Genomic DNA, 17,168 nt, shown 5'->3' on the forward strand with positions numbered 1-17,168 from the left:
TACCCCGGCTATCGCTGCACTGGGTTGGCGGATAAACACCAGAATGGCGGGGCATTTTGGCAGCTGCCTATCTGCATAATTGTCGAAAAATTGAGAGTGGGTCTGAAGTATTAGCTATTGTTTTTGAGAGCAAGTCCCCGCTGTGGAGATTCCGTCTGCCAGCAGGGCTTGCGGCAGCGCCCTACACTTGCCGCTGGCCGTTGTGGCCGCCCGTCCCTTGTTTGCCTGCGTATCGCCCTTGTCTCTCTCCTCCGTTTCTTCCTCCTCCACGGCCATGTCGCCGGCAGAGCGCCGCTCCAGCTTCAGCCTGGCGCTGATTTTTGCCCTGCGCATGCTGGGCCTGTTTTTGGTGCTGCCGGTGTTTGCGCTGGAGGCCCACAAGTACCCCGGCGGCGATGACCCGGCGCTGGTGGGGCTGGCCATGGGCGTCTATGGCCTCACCCAGGCGCTGTGCCAGCTGCCGCTGGGCATGGCCTCGGACCGCTTTGGTCGCAAAAAAGTGATTGTGCTGGGCCTGCTGGTGTTTGCCGCCGGCAGCTTGGTGGCGGGGCTAGCCGGTAACCTGCATACCCTGCTGCTGGGCCGGGCGCTGCAAGGCGCCGGTGCCGTGTCGGCGGCCGTGACCGCGTTGCTGGCCGACCAGACCCGCGACGAGGTGCGCACCAAGGCCATGGCCCTGGTAGGCGCCAGCATCGGCCTGATGTTTGCGCTGGCGCTGGTGCTGAGCCCGCTGCTCGTGGTGCATATCGGCCTGAGCGGCCTGTTTTTGATGACCTGTGGCCTGGCGCTGGGCGGTATTGTGGTGGTGCTGTGGGTGGTGCCCCCTGAGCCGCTGGAGCACCGGGGCGGCGCGCGCGGCGGCTTGCGTGACGTGTTTCGCCATGCGGATCTGGTGCGGCTCAATGCTGGCGTGTTTGTACTGCATACCGTGCAGATGTCGATGTGGGTCGCCGTGCCGGCCATGCTGGTCGCTGCCGGCCTGCCCAAGGCAGCGCACTGGCAGGTCTACCTGCCGGCGGTGCTGCTGTCCTTTGTGCTGATGGGCGGGCTGTTTGCGCTGGAGCGGCGCGGTTATCTGCGCGGCGCCTTGCTGGGCTCAATCGCGCTGGTGGCGCTGGTGCAGATCGCTCTGGGCCTGGTCGCCACCTCGGGCCATGCGCCCACGCTGTGGCTGATGGGCGTGCTGCTGTTTGTGTTCTTCTGCGGCTTCAATGCGCTGGAGGCGACGCAGCCCAGCCTGGTCTCGCGCATGGCACCCGCGTCGCTGCGCGGTGCGGCCCTGGGCAGCTACAACACCTTGCAGTCGCTAGGCCTGTTTGCCGGCGGAGCGCTGGGCGGGGCCTTGATCCGCTGGGGCAGCGTGACGGATTTGTTCATCGCCACCAGCGCGCTGGCGCTGCTGTGGCTGGTGCTGACCTGGCCGCTGCAACCGCTGGGCCGCAGCGTTGCTGGGGCTGGCGCTGCACAAAAGTAAGCGCTGGCTGGGCAAGGGGTGGCGCTGTCACCCCTTGCTGCCAATGCTGCGCGCACCTGCCGAGAAATTCCCGGCCGCTTTGGGGTAGGATACGCCCCTGAATCTCAGTGATGGGCGCTTTGACGTGCTGCAATGCCTGCAGCACTGCCAATACATAGTAGGCGCCCATTTTTTAATAGGAAATACTGCAACCATGGCATCCGTCAACAAAGTCATCATCGTCGGCAACCTCGGCCGCGACCCGGAAATGCGCACCTTCCCGTCGGGCGACCAGGTGGCCAACGTCACCATCGCCACCACTGACCGCTGGCGCGACAAGAACAGCGGTGAGAACAAGGAAGCCACCGAATGGCACCGCGTGGTGTTCAATGGCCGCCTGGCTGAAATCGTCGGCCAGTACCTACGCAAGGGCAGCCAGGTCTATGTAGAAGGCAGCCTGCGCACCCGCAAGTGGACCGACCAGGCCACCGGCCAAGAGCGCTACGCCACCGAAATCCGTGCCGATTCCATGCAAATGCTGGGCAGCCGCCAAGGCCAGGGCGGCCCTGGTGGCCAAGGCGGTGGTGATGACTACGGCTATGGCGACAGCGGCTACGGCGACCAAGGTGGCGGTGGCGGTGCTCCCGCAGGCAACTTCCAGCGCCGCGCCCCGGCACCGGCCATGGCCCCAGCCGCCGCACCCCGCCAGGCGCCACCTCCCCGTCCTGCACCGGCTCCAATGCCCGCGCCGGCCCCACGCGCTGCGTCGGGCTTTGACGATATGGACGACGATATTCCGTTCTAGAGCCTACCTTTCCTGATTTGTCAATAAAAGGTCCGTGGCGCGTACGCTGTGGACCTTTTTTAATTGCCGTTGATAGGCTGCAAAATTTTTGATTTTCGCAGCAGCGACCGGCTGGTGCGTGCCCAGCGCGGTAAATTGATTGAGGATTGACGCACGAATATTGAGCTCAACCACCTGGCGCTCAAACGTCCTGGCCATCACCTTCTTGCCCAGGCGTTTGAAGCAATTCATCTTGGTTTCTACCAGAGACCTTCGGTGATAGCCGCTCCATCTTTTCCAGATAGCCCTCCCCAGCCTCCCATACGCCTTGACCGCTTCATTGCGGTGAGCAAATGCCAGCCCTTTGGGCAGCTTCGCTCCTTTGCGTGGCGGGATGATTGGAATGGCTCCCCGCAGGTAGCACGCCTTTTGTGCATCCTGGGTGTCGTACGCTCCATCACTGGTAAGGCTGGCTATCTCTTCATTGCTTGGGATTTGAGCTGGCAGGTCAATGTGTATAGGAAACCGCAGTTAGCTATGCAGATGGCAGCTGCATTGCACGAAAAGGTGCAGTAAACGCAGCTTTTCTATACACGTGGGCGGCGATATGTATAAGAATTAGCGTTTTCTATACATGTTCTGTTAGCCTCATGGAATCCCTTGCCGCGCTGCGGGCCGAGCGCTTTGACACGGCCCCCATTCTCAAGAAGTTGGCCAGCGCCAGCCGCAAGCTGGCGGAGCTGAAGGGCATTGCTTCGGCCATACCCAATCAAGGCATTCTCATCAACACCTTGGGTTTGCAGGAGGCAAAGGACAGCTCAGAAATTGAGAACATTGTCACCACGCACGATGAGCTCTTCAAAGACGATGTGTCCCCGGAGAACCAACTGTCTGCCGCCAGCAAAGAGGTGCTGAGTTACCGGCAGGCGTTGTACACGGGCTTTCGGCTGGTGAAAGAGACTGGCTTGCTGACAGCCAACCACCTGATTGAGATGCAACGTGAGCTGGAGCGCAACCATGCAGGCTTTCGCAAGTTGCCCGGCACGGCCTTGAAGGATGGCGCAGGGCGCACGGTGTATACACCGCCGCAGGAGCCGGATGCCATCGTGGCGCTGATGCGTGATTTGGAGCAGGCCATCAACGACCCCGGTGCAGTGCCCGTAGACGCGCTCATCAAGATGGCGCTGATTCACCATCAGTTTGAGAGCATTCACCCCTTCTATGATGGCAATGGCCGAACGGGGCGCATTTTGAATGTGCTGTATTTGGTTAAAGAGGGGCTGCTGGACATTCCGGTGCTGTACTTGAGCCACCATATTGTGCAAACCAAGGCTGAGTATTACCGCCTGCTGCAGGCCGTGCGTGACGACGATGCGTGGGAGGACTGGGTGCTGTACATGCTAGAGGCGGTGGAGCAGACAGCCCAGCAGACAGTGAAGAAGGTGATTGCTATTCGGGATGCCTTGTTTGACTACAAGCACCGCATTCGGGAGCAGCACAAGTTCTACAGCCAAGACCTCATCAACAGCTTGTTTATGCATCCCTACACCAAGATTGAGTTCATGCAGAACGACCTGCAGGTATCACGGTTGACGGCGACCAAGTATCTGGATGCTCTGACGAAGACAGGCTTTTTGCTAAAGCAGAAGGTGGGGCGCAGCAACTACTACATTAACCATGCGTTGACCGGAATTTTGACGACGCCCTAATGGATAAGCAAAAGAGCTTGAGGGGAAAGAATGGGCCAATACCAATGAGAATTTCGCGAGTTTAGAGCAACGGCTTCAGTCGATGGGACTCAAGCAAAGCATGAGCCGCAAAGGCAACTGCTTCGACAACGCGGCGATTGAAAGCTTCTTCGGCACACTGAAAGCGGAGTACTTCCATCTCGGCAAACCCAACAGCATTTATGCGCTCGTAGCTGGCGTGCATGATTACTTCCACTACTACAACCATGAGCGCCTCAAACTCGGGTTGCAAGGGCTCAGCCCGGTGGGATACCGGCTGAGAAACACCGCCTGATCGGTGGCATCGTGACCGTCCAATTTCTGGGGGCCAGTTCAAACCCGGGGCGATTCAGATTCTGCCATGTGCCGTCAGCGCGGATGCGCTGTCTAGGGTGCTGGGCTGTATCGGGCCCAGTGCCGGCGCAGATCGAACTTGAGCAGCACGGCGCCGCCGCCGATCAGCAGCACGTCTTTGACGATAAAGCCATCCAGGGTCGTCAGCTGGGGCAACAGGCTCAAGGTGGTGATGCCCGTCACGATGACGATGATGTCGCCAACGATGCCGAAGACTGGTTTTTTAAAGCCCACCATCAGCGCCAGAAATGCGATGGTTTCCACAACGCCGAGGAAATAACTGCCGCCATGGACGCCGAAGAGCGTGTAGAGAACGTTCAACCAGGTGGCGGATATGAGGGGTTGGAGCTCGTTGACCTCGAACTCAAACCACTTGAAGGTGCCGAACAGCGCAAATATAAAGATGACGGACAGCCGCAGCAGGGCGATGTCAGCATCGGAATGGACAAAGCGGTGGAGGGCGTTTTTCATGAAGTCTCCTGGTTGGGGTGTGGGGTGGGGTGTGAAGAGGCGGTGTCCGCGCTGAGCCAGCGGATGATGGTGGTGACGGCGTCGGCATACGCCGCATGGGGCGGAACACGGTTGAGCAAGAGGGCACCCTTGAGGGCCGAGCTGACCACCATGGCCATCGCTGCAGGAGGCTGAGCAAGATGGAGTTGCTTGCTGTGCTGGCCCGTGGCCAGGATGTCTTGCAGCAGGTGCTGTTCTGTCTGTGCCAGTCGGTAGACCGCTATTTGCAGCTCTGGCAGCAGCAGATGGCTGTCCGTCAGCATGGCGTAGGCGCCGCACATCTGCCCCTGCGCTGCGCAATCGGCAAACGCGTCGAGATAGCCCTTCAGCCTTGGCACTCCGGCAGGCAACTGCCGCAGCGCTGCAGCGAGCTCCTGGAACTGCTGGGTTTTGTAGTCGCAGTACGCCAAGCCCAAGTCCGTTTTGCTCGGGAAATGGTGGTGGATGCTGGCTTTGCGGATGCCGATACCGGCCTCTAGATCCGCATAGCTGAATCCTTGGAAGCCACGCTGCTGCACCAAGGTGTTGGTGAGCTGGATGATTTTTTCCTGGGTGGACATGGTTTCAGTTATTTCAATGAATTTGTAGGTACTGATGCATAAATCAAATTTACCTACTAGAAGGTAGGTTGTCAAAATTTATATGAATCTAGGCGTAAACAGCGCCGGCTGTCCCGGCTGTACGGGCTGCATATGGCGCTGTGACTGCAAGCGTCGCTGTTCGATCCGCCCGTCGCAGTGGTTTTGGTGGTCGGCTGGTATCCAGTAGGCGGAGAATGCAGTAGCTGCCGGCAGGCCATCGCGACCAGGTCGGCAGGTTCCGCCTTTGTTCAACTTCCCTGAAAGCGGCCATGACTGACACCAGCGCTATCGCCTCCCTCATCGCCCCCACTGGCCGCCTGCGCGCGGCCATCAATGTGGGCAATCCCGTGCTGGCGCACAAACGGGCCGATGGCTCGGGCGCAGGCGTTTCCGTCGATCTGGCAACGCGCATGGCGGCCCAGCTGGGGTTGCCGCTGGATTTGCAGCTGTTTGAGGCCGCTGCCCATTCGGTCGATGCGGTCACCCAGGGCCTGGCCGATGTCGGCTTTTTTGCGGTGGATCCGGTGCGCGGCGCGGGCATTGGTTTCTCCGCCCCCTATGTGCTGATCGAGGGTGCCTACATGGTGCGCAGCGATTCGGCGCTGACCGACAACGCGCAGGTGGATATCGCCGGGCACGAGGTGGTGGTGGGCCAGGGCAGTGCCTATGACCTCTACCTGAGCCGGGCGCTGAAAAACGCTCGCATCCTGCGGGCACCGACATCGCCAGCGGTGGTGGATGTGTTTTTGCAGCCCAGCGGCGACGTGGCGGCGGGCGTCAAGGTGCAGCTGCAGGCAGCAGTGGCCAGCCAGCCTGGGCTGCGCATGCTGCCCGGGCATTTCATGCTGATCCAGCAGGCCATGGGCCTGCCCAAGACCCGGTGCGATGCCGCCATCCAGTGGCTGGCCGACTTTGTGGAGGAGGCCAAGGCCAGCGGCTTTGTGGCCCAGGCGCTGGCGCAGCACCAAGTGCAAGGCGCGGTGGTGGCGCCGGCGGCACGGCAGTGATGGTGGTTGGCCCAGCCCCCAGGGCCGGCTAGCGCAAAAATCCAACACTGCGGCAGCAGGTACACGCAGCCCTGCGCCATGGCGCTACCCGCTGGCGCAGCGCCACTGCACAATAGGCGCCATGTTCATCGCCATCCCCCTGGAAAACAAGCCCTCCTGGCAATCGCCGCCCTGGATGACGGTGCTGTTGATTGCAATCAACTGCCTGGTTTTCTGGGTCTGGCAGGGCGGTGAGGAGCGGGGCGCCGAGCGCGCAGCCAAAACCTATGCGCATACGGCGCTGCCGGCGATCGAGGTGCCGGCTTTTGTGCAGTACCTCGACGCACAAAGCCGCAATCCCGACAGCCGCATCCAGCCCCAGATGGTGCGCATGGTGCAGGGCCTGCAAAAGAAACAGGACTTCGGCCAGATTTATATGCTGATGCAGCAGGATGGGCGTTTTCGCCGCCAGCTGCTGGCCGGTGAGGTGATCACAGCGGCGGACCCCGACTATGCCGAATGGCAGGCCGCTCGCGCCCGCTTTGCGCCGCTGGAGCCCAAGCCCTTCACCACGCGCTGGGCAATGAGCTATGAGGCCGGTGCCGGGCTGCAGCCGCTACAGGCACTGACCTCCACCTTTTTGCATGGCAGCACCGGCCATCTGCTGGGCAATATGGTGTTTTTGTTTCTGTTTGGTTTTACGTTGGAGATGGCGCTGGGCGCCGGGCTCTACCTCTGCTTCTACCTGGTCGCCGGTGTCAGTGCCTCGCTGTTTGCGGGCCTGTTCTATGCCGGCTCCGGCAGCTATGGGCTGGGCGCATCGGGTGCCATTGCCGGGCTGATGGCCATGTATGTGGTGCTCTACCGCATGCGGCGCATCCGCTTTTTCTACATGTTCGCGTTCTACTTCAACTACGCCACCTGGCCTGCGCTGGTGGTGCTGCCGGTGTGGATGGGTTTTGAGCTGGGCCAGCATTTTCTGGGGCAGCAGGGCGTCGCCTATATGGCGCACTTTGGCGGCTTGCTGGCCGGCGGCCTGTTGATGGCCTTGTACCTGCAACTGCGGCGCAAGGAGTCGGTGGTCGAAGTGGCAGCCCGTGACAAGCAGCAAGCCCAGGCGCAGAGCGATGCGCTGGCCGCTGCGGTGCAGCGGGCGCAAAAGCACACCGATGCGCTGGCCTTTGAGCTAGCCGCGCCCGCCTGGCGCCAGGCCGCCAAGCTGGCCCCGACCGATGCCGCCATCTTGCGCGCCTGGTTTGAAAGCGCCCGCCATGCGCCGGCGAGCGAGGATTTTCACCGAGCGGCCCGCGCGATCTTCAAGCTGCCAGCCAACACGGACGCGCTGCGCCGACTCCAGCACCACAGCTGGCAAACCTATGTGGACCGCGCCCGGCCCGCCCCGCGCATCAGCGACAACAGCCTGCATGCGCTGGCGCGCAGCTTTGTGCGGCTGGGTGAATGGGACGATGCGCAAAAGGTCTGTCAGCAGCTGGAGAGCGCTGCCGACCACCCGCACTGGCCGGCGACCCTGGCGCTGGTGGCCAATGGCCTGGCCAAAGCCGGCCGACTGGACGACGCCCGGCGCTGGCTGCCAGCACTGCAACGCGCCGCACCGCAAGAACCGGTGACGCGCTGGCTCAGCCAGGCAAGGACCTAAAAGAACTACACAAGGCCGTACCGGCAGTCGGCCTTAGTCATTGGCTTTCGGCAGCACCCCTATGCGTCAGCTCCGTGTAAAGTTTTGGTGAAGCCATGCCTTATGATCGCTGCCAAGCTGCGCCGGCGGGGGTGCAGACAGAAAGGCTGGCCATGGGCCCATTGCGTTCTCCACAGCAAGACGACGAGGTTGACAGCGCCCAATGGGTGATTGAGCCTTTCTGGCGCAAGCTCAACAGCTTTTTCCTGTTTCCGCTGCAGCGCAAGCCCTTGCTGTATGCGCTGGTGCTGTCGCTCTGCGCCTATATGCTGATGTGGGGTCTGCTGATCGGCTTTGCCGTTGCGGTGGGCCTGCTGCTGGCGATCAGCCGGCACGCGTTCAAGATTGCGGCCTATGCCTCGCATGGCGTGCTCGACAGCAATGACTACGACGACTACCCCTGCGATGCCGACCTCAAGGTGCTGCCCTGGAAGTTCTTCGGCGTGCTGCTGGTGCATGGCTTTTTGATTGGCATGCTCGCCCGGGTCAGCCCAGGGCTGGCAGCGCTGGGCGATCTGCTCTCGTCCTTTCTGATCCCCGCCACCTTGATGGTGCTGATCACCAGCGGCAGCCTGCGCGCTGCTATCAACCCCTTCATGCTGCTCAGCACCATGGGGGCCATTGGTCTGCCTTATGGCCTGCTGTGCCTGTTTTTGTTCCTGCTGATGCAGGGCGTGCCGATGGCCTTTGCGCTGTTGGTGACGGTGATGCCCCAGGCGCTGCTGGCACCCTTGCTGGCCTTTGTGGTGATCTACTTCAATGGCGTGATCGCCGCGATGATCGGCTATGTGATGTACCAAAACCATGCGGACCTGGGCATTACCCCGGACAAAGGGCCGCAGGCCGAAACCGGCGCGCCGGTCTTGGACCCGCAAGCCGCACTGGCGCAGCGCCGCGATGCCCAGGTGGCCCAGCTGGTGCAGGACGGCAATATGCAGGCCGCGCTGGCCGAATCCCGCGAATGGCAGCGCAGCGAGCCCGAGAGCCTGGCTGACCAGCGCCGCTACCACCGGGTGCTCAAGCTCAGCGACAAGCCCGACGAGCTGGCGCGCCATGCGCAGAGCTACATCGCGCTCTTGCTGCAAAAGCAGCGCAGCAGCGATGCACTGGAGGTCTGGGGCAGTTGCTACAAGCGTGACAAGGGCTTCCGCCTGGTCAACGCCAGTCACACCTTGGCGCTGGCGCAGACGGCCTGGAAGCGCATGCAGCTGCCGCATACCTTGGCCTTGCTGCATGGTTTTGAGAAAACCTATGCCGGCAGTGATTTGGTGCCCCAGGCGCTGGAGCTGACGGTGCGCGTGCTCAAGCAAGGCGCGAACAAGCCGGACCAGGCCGTGCGGGTGTTTATGCGCATGAAGATCCGCTACCCCGCGCATGCCTCGACCCAGGAGGCCGCCTGGATCTTGCGCGATGAGCTGCCAGGCGAGGCGCAGTCGCCTGCCGCACCCGCCTAAGGGCCTGCTTGTTTTTTAAGCGGCCGTTGAAGGCGCCACGCTGGCGATGATGCCGCCGCCCAGGCAGACATCGCCGTCATACAGCACGGCCGATTGGCCTGGCGTCACCGCCCATTGCGCCTCGGGAAAGTCGAGATGGAAATGCGCGGGCGTCGCATCGGCGCCGATGATGGCGGGCGAATCGGGCTGGCGGTAGCGGGTTTTGGAGCCATAGGTGCCGGCAGCGGGCGGGTGGCCAGCGACCCAGCTGGTGTTGTCGGCATCCAGCGCCTGCGACAGCAGCCAGGGGTGGTCATGGCCTTGCACCACGCGCAGGATGTTCTTGTCCAGCTCCTTGCGGGCCACAAACCACGGCGCATGCTCGCCCGCGCCACGGGCGGCGCCTTTTTCCTTGACGCCACCAATGCCCAGGCCCGAGCGCTGGCCCAGGGTGTAGAAGGACAGGCCCACATGCTTGCCCAGCTTGCGGTTGCGGTCGTCCAGCATCAGGCCCGGTTCCTTGCTGATGTAGCGGTTGAGAAAGTCGCGGAAGGGCCGCTCGCCGATAAAGCAGATGCCGGTCGAGTCCTTTTTCTTGGCATTGGGCAGGCCGATTTCCTCGGCAATGCGGCGCACCTCAGTCTTCTTCAGCTCACCGACCGGGAACAGCGCCTTGGACAGCTGCGCCTGGTTCAGGCGGTGCAGAAAATAGCTCTGGTCCTTGGCCGGGTCCAGGCCCTTGAGTAGCTCGAACAGCTGGGTGTCGGGGTTCTGGCGCACGCGGGCATAGTGGCCGGTAGCAATCTTTTCGGCACCCAGGCGCATGGCATGGTCCAAAAAGGCCTTGAACTTGATCTCGGCATTGCACAGCACATCGGGGTTGGGCGTGCGGCCGGCCTGGTATTCGCGCAGAAACTCTGCAAACACCCGGTCCTTGTAGTCGGCAGCAAAGTTGACGTGTTCGATCTCGATGCCCACCACGTCGGCCACGGCTGCGGCATCGACAAAGTCGATGTTGGACGAGCAGTACTCGCTGTCGTCGTCATCTTCCCAGTTCTTCATGAAGATGCCGACGACCTCGTGCCCCTGCTTTTTGAGCAAATACGCGGTGACGGCCGAATCCACGCCGCCACTCAGCCCCACTACGATGCGCTGTTTAACCATGGGCGTAATTATCCGCCTGGCCGAGGCTGCCTGCTGCGCTAGGGCTATGCGGCGAACTGCCGGCATAGCCTCCTGCTGCCGGTCTTTGAGCAGGATCTTATTGCGGCGTCAGCGCGATGCGCTCGCGGGTGGCCTTCTCCACCGCGCTGCGCGAGTAGGCCAGTGGAAAGTACTGGCCCGCTGCCCAGGTATTGGCCAGGTCGCGGTAATGCGGGCTGGCCGGGTTGCCCGATTGGCCGGGCGTGTTGACCACGCGCGAGGCATCCCAGTTGCCGACATCCACCACCATGCGGAAGGACGCACCCGAGGTCAGCTGGTAGGTGTCGACGTTGTAGCTGGTGGCCATCGGCGTGGCCCAGGAGCCGCCGATGCCGCCCACGCCGACATTGAGCTTTTGCTGGGTGGCTGCGTCCACCACGCCGGCGAGCGGGTGCACAAAGATCGCCTGGTGCAGGCTGCCCCAGGTCCAGCTCTTGGCATCGGCCCCCAGCTTGGTCTGCAGCCATTGCATCGCCGGGGCGATGGAGGAGAGCAGCACCTGGTCGCGCTCGGTATCGCTCATCCAGCCTTGGGGCTGCTCCAGCACCGCGATCATGCGGGTGGCGCTGGTTTCCTTCGCAAACCGGCGCTCGTTGGCGGCCAGCACCTGGTCGGTCAGCGCTTTCTTCAGGGTGGCATTGCTCCACACTTCATAGAGCGCTGCGGCCGCGCTGTCCTTGGCCATGGTGCCGTCCCAGGCTTGCAGCAGTGCCAGGCCCCGGGCGGTCTGTGCATCGTTGCTCTGCAGGGGTGCCAGCAGCTTCAGCAGGCGCTGGGCGGGCACGGCGACGATGTCGGTTTGCCAGGCCTCGGAATCGGCCACGCTGAGTTTTTTGCCATCCTTGGCGGCTTTCTCAAACAGGCCATGCAGGCGCTGCGCGCGGGCCGAGTCGGACCATTCGTAGCCAATGCCTTTTTGGTAGAGCGGGTGGCCCGGCGGCACATTGTTCTCGTTGGCGGTCACCACATAGCCGCGTTGGGGGTTGAACTCCCAGGGCAACTCGTCGCCATGGCGGTAGCCCGTCCATTCATAGCGGCCATCGCCGGGTACGGGCGTCAGCCCGTCCCAGTTGAGGCGGATGGGGGTGAGCCCGCCGGGAATCCAGCCGATATTGCCGCTGCTGTCGGCATAGACCTGGTTCTCGCCCGGTGCGCCCCAGCGGTTCATCGCCGCGCGGAACTGGTCAAAGTCCTGCGCACGCATGTAGTCCATTGATCCGAAATAGGGCGCCATGCCCAGGTCCAGCCAGGCAGCGCGCAGCGCATAGGCCTTGTTGCCTTCGGCCGCCAGCACCGGCCCGTGGCGGGTGTACCAGTTCTCAACGATGACGGGTTGGGCGGCCCCCTTGACGGCAATACTTTCGGTCACCCGGGTCATCGGCTCCCAGCGGCCCTGGTACTTGTACTCCTTGCTGTTTTGCGGGTTGGTTTCGTACACATACAGGTCTTCCTGGTCCATGTAGAAGCGCGTTAGGCCAAAGGCGATGCGGCCGTTGTGGCCGATGGAGATGCCGGGCAAAAACGGCTCGCCTGCGCCGATCACATCCATGCCGGGGGCGGAGATGTGCGAGATATAGCGCAGGCTGGGCGCGCCATGGGCGCGGTGCGGGTCATTGGCCAGAATCGGCCGGCCGGTGGTGGTCATGCCCGGCGCAATCGTCCAGTTGTTGCTGCCGTAGCTGGCCAAGGTGTTGGCATCGGGCTGGTTCAAGGTGGATTCGGACAGCGCCAGCAGCTGCTCGGGGGCCATGTCCTGCACGGACACCTTGACGTTCTCCTTAGTGAAGCGCGGGCTGGCGGTGGCCAGCGCATAGGCACGTTTCAGCTCCTTGCCGGGCAGGCCGCAGACATCCAGCCCCTCGGGGATCTGCGGCTTCACATCGGGCACCAGCTCGCGGCGCAGCCAGTCCACGCGGGCGCCGTTTTGCTTGCCATCGCAAAAGGCCTGGGCGCGGTCCACCTCGCCCGTAAAGTTCAGGGTCAGGCCATGGTGGCGGATGCGCACCGTGTCTTCTGCTGCCCACGGGCTGGGCTGGTAGCCCAGCAGTTTGAACTCTTCGGGCAGCAGGCGGGGGTCGGCCTGGGTCTGGGCGACAAAGGCATTCACCCCGGCGACAAAAGCCTCGGCCACGCGCTTGGAGTCCGAGCCATAGGCCAGCCATTCGCGGTACATATCGCCCCTGAACAGCACGGCGCGCGCCGCCTTGTCGCTCTCCACCCAGGCCGGGCCAAAGTTCTGGGCCATTTGGCCCAGGCCGCGCTTGCGCCACAGGTCCATCTGCCAGAGCCGGTCGCGTGCGGCCATATAGCCCTGCACCACAAAGGCGTCATAGGTGGTGCCGGCGTAGATATGCGGCACGCCCCACTGGTCGATCAGCACCTCGGCGGGTTTCTGCAACCCGGCAATCTTGGCGCTGCTCTGGCTGCTGGGCGGCGTGCCCAGCGAGCTGCAGCCTGCTGCGATGAGTGCCGCGGCCAGCGGCAAGGCCAGGCGGCTGGCAAAACGGAAGGGGGCGCGGTGGTGCATGGTGTGTCTCCTCGTTATGGTGAGGAGACCATGCCATGCCTGCCAGCGCTGCGCAATCGCGTTGGCGCCAAGGGTTGTGGCGGCTGGATGGCGCATACGCAGCAGAGGCTACGCAGCGCCCAAAAAAGAAGCCCATGGGGTGGGCCATGGGCTTGTGGTCTATTCCAGCGGCTTCATGCCTTCTGGCTTTACCAGCACCGAGACATCGGTGTAGATCAGGTTCAGCGCAAAGCGCTGGCCGGCCAGGTAGTCGTCCAGTGACTGCAGCACCAGGGGGCTGCGCATCTGGTGGGCCTCGGCGCGCATTTCCTCGGCCGTCATCCAGACGGTGCGGCGTATGCCTTCATCGAGCGGCTGGTTCTCATAAAACGCACCCACGGTGCCGGTAAAGGCAAAGCGCATATAGGTGGTGTCGGCGCCGCTTCTGGTCCGCACAAAGCGGTTCATGTAGATGCCCAGCAGGGCCGAGGGCTTGAAGTCGAAGGCCGTCTCTTCCAGCACCTCGCGCACACAGGCCTGGATGGGCGATTCGCCAGGGTCGAGGTGGCCGGCCGGATTGTTCAGGCGGATGCCGTCCGAGGTGTCTTCCTCTACCAGCAAAAATCGGCCATCGCGCTCAATGACGGCGGCCACGGTGACGTTGGGTTTCCAGCGGTGGGGCATGCGGCATTATGTGCCAACTCTCTTAAATCATAAAAAGAGCTTCAAGGGCTTGTCATGCTGTTGCAATCACCACTACAGGCAAAGCTCTGCAGTACGATAGTGGCATGCATGCAACCGCCCCCACCCCCGCCATTCCCGCACAGTCCGTCTATGCCGAGCGCCGCGCCCAGGTCGCACGCCAGTTGGGCGAGGGCGGGATCGCCATCATCCCCACGGCGCCCGAGCACCCGCGCAACCGTGACAGTGACTTTCTGTACCGCCACGACAGCTATTTTTACTACCTGACCGGTTTTACCGAGCCCAATGCCAGCCTGGTGATTACCGCCGATGGCAAGACCACCTTGTTTTGCGCACCCAAGGATTTGGCGCGCGAGATCTGGGACGGCTACCGCCTGGGCCCTGAGGCAGCGGTGCCGGCCTTGGGGGTGAGCGAGGCCTATTCGGTGGCCGAGCAGGCCGCCCGCATGCCCAAGATGCTGGAGAACCGCAGCGTCGTCTGGTACCCGTTTGCGATCCATCCGGGGTTGGAGGGCACGGTGGCCCAATGGCTCAACGGCGTGCGCGCCCGCACCCGCTATGGCGCCCTGGTGCCCGAGCAGCAGCGTGACCTGTGTACTGTGCTCGACGAGATGCGCTTGTTCAAGGATGCGCATGAGGTGCCGATCCTGCGCCGGGCCGGTGACATCAGTGCCCGCGCCCATATCCTGGCGATGCAGCGATCGGCCCGCATGCTGCGCGCCGGCCAGGATGTACGCGAATACCACCTGGATGCCGAGCTGCTGCAGGCCTTCCGCGAATACGGTTCGCAATGCCCGGCGTACGGCTCTATCGTCGCCGCTGGCGCCAATGCCTGCGTGCTGCACTACCGGGCCGATGCCGCACCGATCCGCAGTGGCGAGCTGGTGCTGATCGATGCAGGTTGCGAGTTGGATGGCTATGCCAGCGACATCACCCGCACCTTCCCGGCCAACGGCAAGTTCACGGGCCCGCAGCGCGATCTGTACGACCTGGTGCTCGCCAGCCAGGATGCAGCCATTGCACTGACCCGGCCTGGCAAGCGCTTCAACGACATCCATGACGCCACGGTCGCCGTGCTGGCCCAGGGCATGCTCGACCTGGGCTTGCTCGACAAAAACAAGGTGGGCGGCGTGCAGGATGTCATCGACAACCGCAGCTACTTCCAGTTCTACATGCACCGCACCGGCCACTGGATGGGCATGGATGTGCATGACTGCGGCAGCTATATCGAGCCCAGCGAACTGGGCCAGACCAGCGAGCGGCGCGATCCGCTCTCGGGCGAGCTGATCCTCAACCGCCCCAGCCGCATCCTGCGCCCCGGCATGCTGACCACCATCGAGCCGGGCATTTATGTGCGCCCGGCCGACGGTGTGCCCGAGGCCTTCCACCACATCGGCATCCGCATCGAAGACGATGCGCTGATCACCGACGATGGCTGCGAGCTGCTCACCCGTGGTGTGCCGGTGAAGGCCGATGAGATCGAGGCGCTGATGCGCGATGGTGCGCCCCGGCCTGCCGATCTGGGCTGATCCGCCTCCTTCGCCATCCAACACCTGCATGGCCTGGCGCCTTGCAGGTGTTTTTTATGGGCCGCGCAATTGTGCAAACGCACATCGAATGAAGCTGCGCTGTAACTCGCTGGCCCTGGTTCTCATGTCAGAATGGAACTCGATTACATCGGGTCGGTATCTGGTGACAGGGCCGTCCCTATTTTTTGAGACAAAGACACAGGGACCTGTCCATGATTTCGCCCAAAATCCGCCGCGCCACCAAGATTGTTGCCACCCTGGGGCCAGCCTCCAGCGAGCCGGCTTTGCTCGAAGAGATGATCCGCGCGGGGGTCAATGTGGTGCGGCTGAACTTCAGCCACGGCAAGCCGCAGGACCATGTGGACCGTGCCCGCATGGTGCGCGAGGCGGCGCAGCGTGCTGGCCGCGAGGTGGCGATCATGGCCGATCTGCAAGGTCCCAAGATCCGGGTTGGCAAGTTTGCCGAAGGCAAGGTCATGCTGGAGCCGGGCGCCAAGTTTGTGCTCGATGCCTCCCGCCAAGAGCCCGGAGACTTGCTGGGCGTGGGCCTGGACTACAAGGAACTGCCGCGCGATGTGAAGCCCGGCGATGTGCTGCTGCTCAACGACGGCTTGATCGTGCTCACCGTCGATGCCGTGCGCGGCGACGCGGTACACACCACCGTCAAGCTGGGCGGTGAGCTGTCCAACAACAAGGGCATCAACAAAAAGGGCGGCGGCCTGACCGCCCCGGCGCTGACCGCCAAGGACATGGAAGACATCAAGACCGCGATGAGCTTCCAGGCCGACTATGTGGCCGTCAGCTTTCCCAAGACCGCCACCGACATGGAAATGGCGCGCCAGCTGTGCATGGTGGCCGCGGCCGAGTACCGCCACCGCCCGGGCCTGATCGCCAAGATCGAGCGCGCCGAGGCGATTCCGCACCTGGAAGACATCCTGCGTGTGTCCGACGGCATCATGGTCGCGCGTGGCGACCTGGCCGTCGAAGTGGGCCATGCGGCCGTGCCGGCCTTGCAAAAGAAGATGATCCGCATGGCGCGTGAGATGGACAAGGTCGTCATCACCGCCACGCAGATGATGGAGAGCATGATCACCAACCCCGTGCCCACCCGCGCCGAGGTGAGCGACGTGGCCAATGCCGTGCTGGATGGCACCGATGCCGTGATGCTGAGCGCCGAGACCGCTGCTGGCAAGTTCCCGCTGGAGACCGTGCTGGAGATGGTGGACATCTGCGCCCAGGCCGAGGCCTCGGCCGATTGGGACAATGACACCGACTTTGTCGGCAAGACCTTTCAGCGTATCGATCAGAGCATTGCGTTGGGTGCCTTGTTCACCGCCACCCACCTGGGCGCCAAGGCCCTGGTTGCGATGACGGACAGCGGCTCGACTGCGCTGTGGATGAGCCGCCACCGCACCCAGATCCCCATCTACGCACTGACCCCCAAGGTGGCCACCCAGCGCAAGATGGCGCTGTACCGCAATGTGCGCCCCCTGCTGATGGACACCAGCGCCGACCGCGACACCGCGCTGGCCCAGGCCGAGGTGCACCTGAAGGCCCGCGATATTGTGCAAAGCGGCGATATCTATGCGATCACCTGTGGTGAGCCGATGGGCTCGCCCGGCGGCACCAATATGATGAAGATCAGCCGCGTGATTTAAATCTGCGCGGGCCTGGATCGGCACAGGGGCGCTGGCAAGCGCTCCT

13 protein-coding genes and 2 pseudogenes are annotated in these 17,168 nt (G+C 63.0%); 9 read left to right on the top strand and 6 right to left on the bottom strand.

From position 1 onward, the window contains the following. Positions 1 to 274 precede the first annotated feature (274 nt). Both HS961_RS04005 and ssb read left to right on the top strand, forming a co-directional pair. Positions 275 to 1,474 (top strand): MFS transporter, encoded by a 1,200-nt coding sequence (locus HS961_RS04005; RefSeq protein ID WP_182328109.1) that lies wholly within the window; start codon positions 275 to 277, stop codon positions 1,472 to 1,474. A 193-nt stretch (positions 1,475 to 1,667) separates the two neighbouring features. After that, entirely contained in the window at positions 1,668 to 2,258 is a 591-nt protein-coding gene (gene ssb, locus HS961_RS04010; RefSeq protein ID WP_182326490.1) for a single-stranded DNA-binding protein, read from the top strand. Positions 2,259 to 2,354: 96 nt separating this feature from the next. Here ssb and HS961_RS04015 read toward each other — a convergent pair. Next, positions 2,355 to 2,747 (bottom strand): annotated as a pseudogene (locus tag HS961_RS04015) (transposase); the annotation flags it as partial. 200 nt (positions 2,748 to 2,947) lie between these two features. On the opposite strand from HS961_RS04015, the gene HS961_RS04020 reads away from it, so the two are divergent. Both HS961_RS04020 and HS961_RS04025 read left to right on the top strand, forming a co-directional pair. Beyond that, entirely contained in the window at positions 2,948 to 3,946 is a 999-nt protein-coding gene (locus HS961_RS04020) for a Fic family protein (RefSeq protein ID WP_238347776.1), read from the top strand. A gap of 73 nt (positions 3,947 to 4,019) precedes the next feature. Beyond that, positions 4,020 to 4,259: pseudogene (locus HS961_RS04025) on the top strand (transposase); the annotation flags it as partial. Between the two features lie 92 nt (positions 4,260 to 4,351). Here HS961_RS04025 and HS961_RS04030 read toward each other — a convergent pair. Both HS961_RS04030 and HS961_RS04035 read right to left on the bottom strand, forming a co-directional pair. Further along, positions 4,352 to 4,789, bottom strand: a complete 438-nt coding sequence (locus HS961_RS04030) for a DUF417 family protein (protein WP_182326493.1) — start codon at positions 4,787 to 4,789, stop codon at positions 4,352 to 4,354. Then, positions 4,786 to 5,463 carry a TetR/AcrR family transcriptional regulator gene (locus HS961_RS04035; protein ID WP_238347778.1) on the bottom strand — a complete coding sequence of 226 codons (678 nt, stop codon included), beginning with the start codon at positions 5,461 to 5,463 and terminating at the stop codon, positions 4,786 to 4,788. The genes HS961_RS04030 and HS961_RS04035 overlap by 4 nt, the downstream gene beginning before the upstream one ends. 215 nt (positions 5,464 to 5,678) lie before the next feature. On the opposite strand from HS961_RS04035, the gene HS961_RS04040 reads away from it, so the two are divergent. The 3 genes from HS961_RS04040 to HS961_RS04050 all read left to right on the top strand — a co-directional run bounded on the left by HS961_RS04040 (position 5,679) and on the right by HS961_RS04050 (position 9,545). Then, a complete protein-coding gene (locus HS961_RS04040) occupies positions 5,679 to 6,416 on the top strand; it encodes a transporter substrate-binding domain-containing protein (RefSeq protein WP_182326494.1) in 738 nt (245 codons plus the stop codon). A 121-nt stretch (positions 6,417 to 6,537) separates the two neighbouring features. Then, on the top strand, positions 6,538 to 8,052 hold the full coding sequence (locus HS961_RS04045) for a rhomboid family protein (protein WP_182326495.1): 1,515 nt from the start codon (positions 6,538 to 6,540) through the stop codon (positions 8,050 to 8,052). A 152-nt stretch (positions 8,053 to 8,204) separates the two neighbouring features. Then, positions 8,205 to 9,545: a hypothetical protein gene (locus tag HS961_RS04050; RefSeq protein WP_182326496.1), complete on the top strand. Its 1,341-nt coding sequence runs from the start codon at positions 8,205 to 8,207 to the stop codon at positions 9,543 to 9,545. A 15-nt stretch (positions 9,546 to 9,560) separates the two neighbouring features. On the opposite strand, the gene mnmA is transcribed toward HS961_RS04050, so the two are convergent. The 3 genes from mnmA to HS961_RS04065 form a co-directional block, all read right to left on the bottom strand. Beyond that, complete coding sequence (gene mnmA, locus HS961_RS04055; protein ID WP_182326497.1) at positions 9,561 to 10,688, bottom strand: tRNA 2-thiouridine(34) synthase MnmA; 1,128 nt, start codon at positions 10,686 to 10,688, stop codon at positions 9,561 to 9,563. A gap of 97 nt (positions 10,689 to 10,785) precedes the next feature. After that, positions 10,786 to 13,254: a penicillin acylase family protein gene (locus tag HS961_RS04060; protein WP_182326498.1), complete on the bottom strand. Its 2,469-nt coding sequence runs from the start codon at positions 13,252 to 13,254 to the stop codon at positions 10,786 to 10,788. Between the two features lie 159 nt (positions 13,255 to 13,413). Then, positions 13,414 to 13,917, bottom strand: a complete 504-nt coding sequence (locus HS961_RS04065; protein WP_182326499.1) for an NUDIX hydrolase — start codon at positions 13,915 to 13,917, stop codon at positions 13,414 to 13,416. A 104-nt stretch (positions 13,918 to 14,021) separates the two neighbouring features. Here HS961_RS04065 and HS961_RS04070 point away from each other — a divergent pair, with 104 nt between their 5' ends. Then, positions 14,022 to 15,464, top strand: a complete 1,443-nt coding sequence (locus HS961_RS04070) for an aminopeptidase P N-terminal domain-containing protein (RefSeq protein ID WP_182326500.1) — start codon at positions 14,022 to 14,024, stop codon at positions 15,462 to 15,464. Between the two features lie 212 nt (positions 15,465 to 15,676). Continuing rightward, positions 15,677 to 17,122: a pyruvate kinase gene (pyk, locus tag HS961_RS04075; protein WP_182326501.1), complete on the top strand. Its 1,446-nt coding sequence runs from the start codon at positions 15,677 to 15,679 to the stop codon at positions 17,120 to 17,122. Positions 17,123 to 17,168 lie beyond the last annotated feature (46 nt).

The organism is Comamonas piscis (genome assembly GCF_014109725.1).
GTDB classification, from domain to species: Bacteria; Pseudomonadota; Gammaproteobacteria; order Burkholderiales; family Burkholderiaceae_C; genus Comamonas; species Comamonas piscis.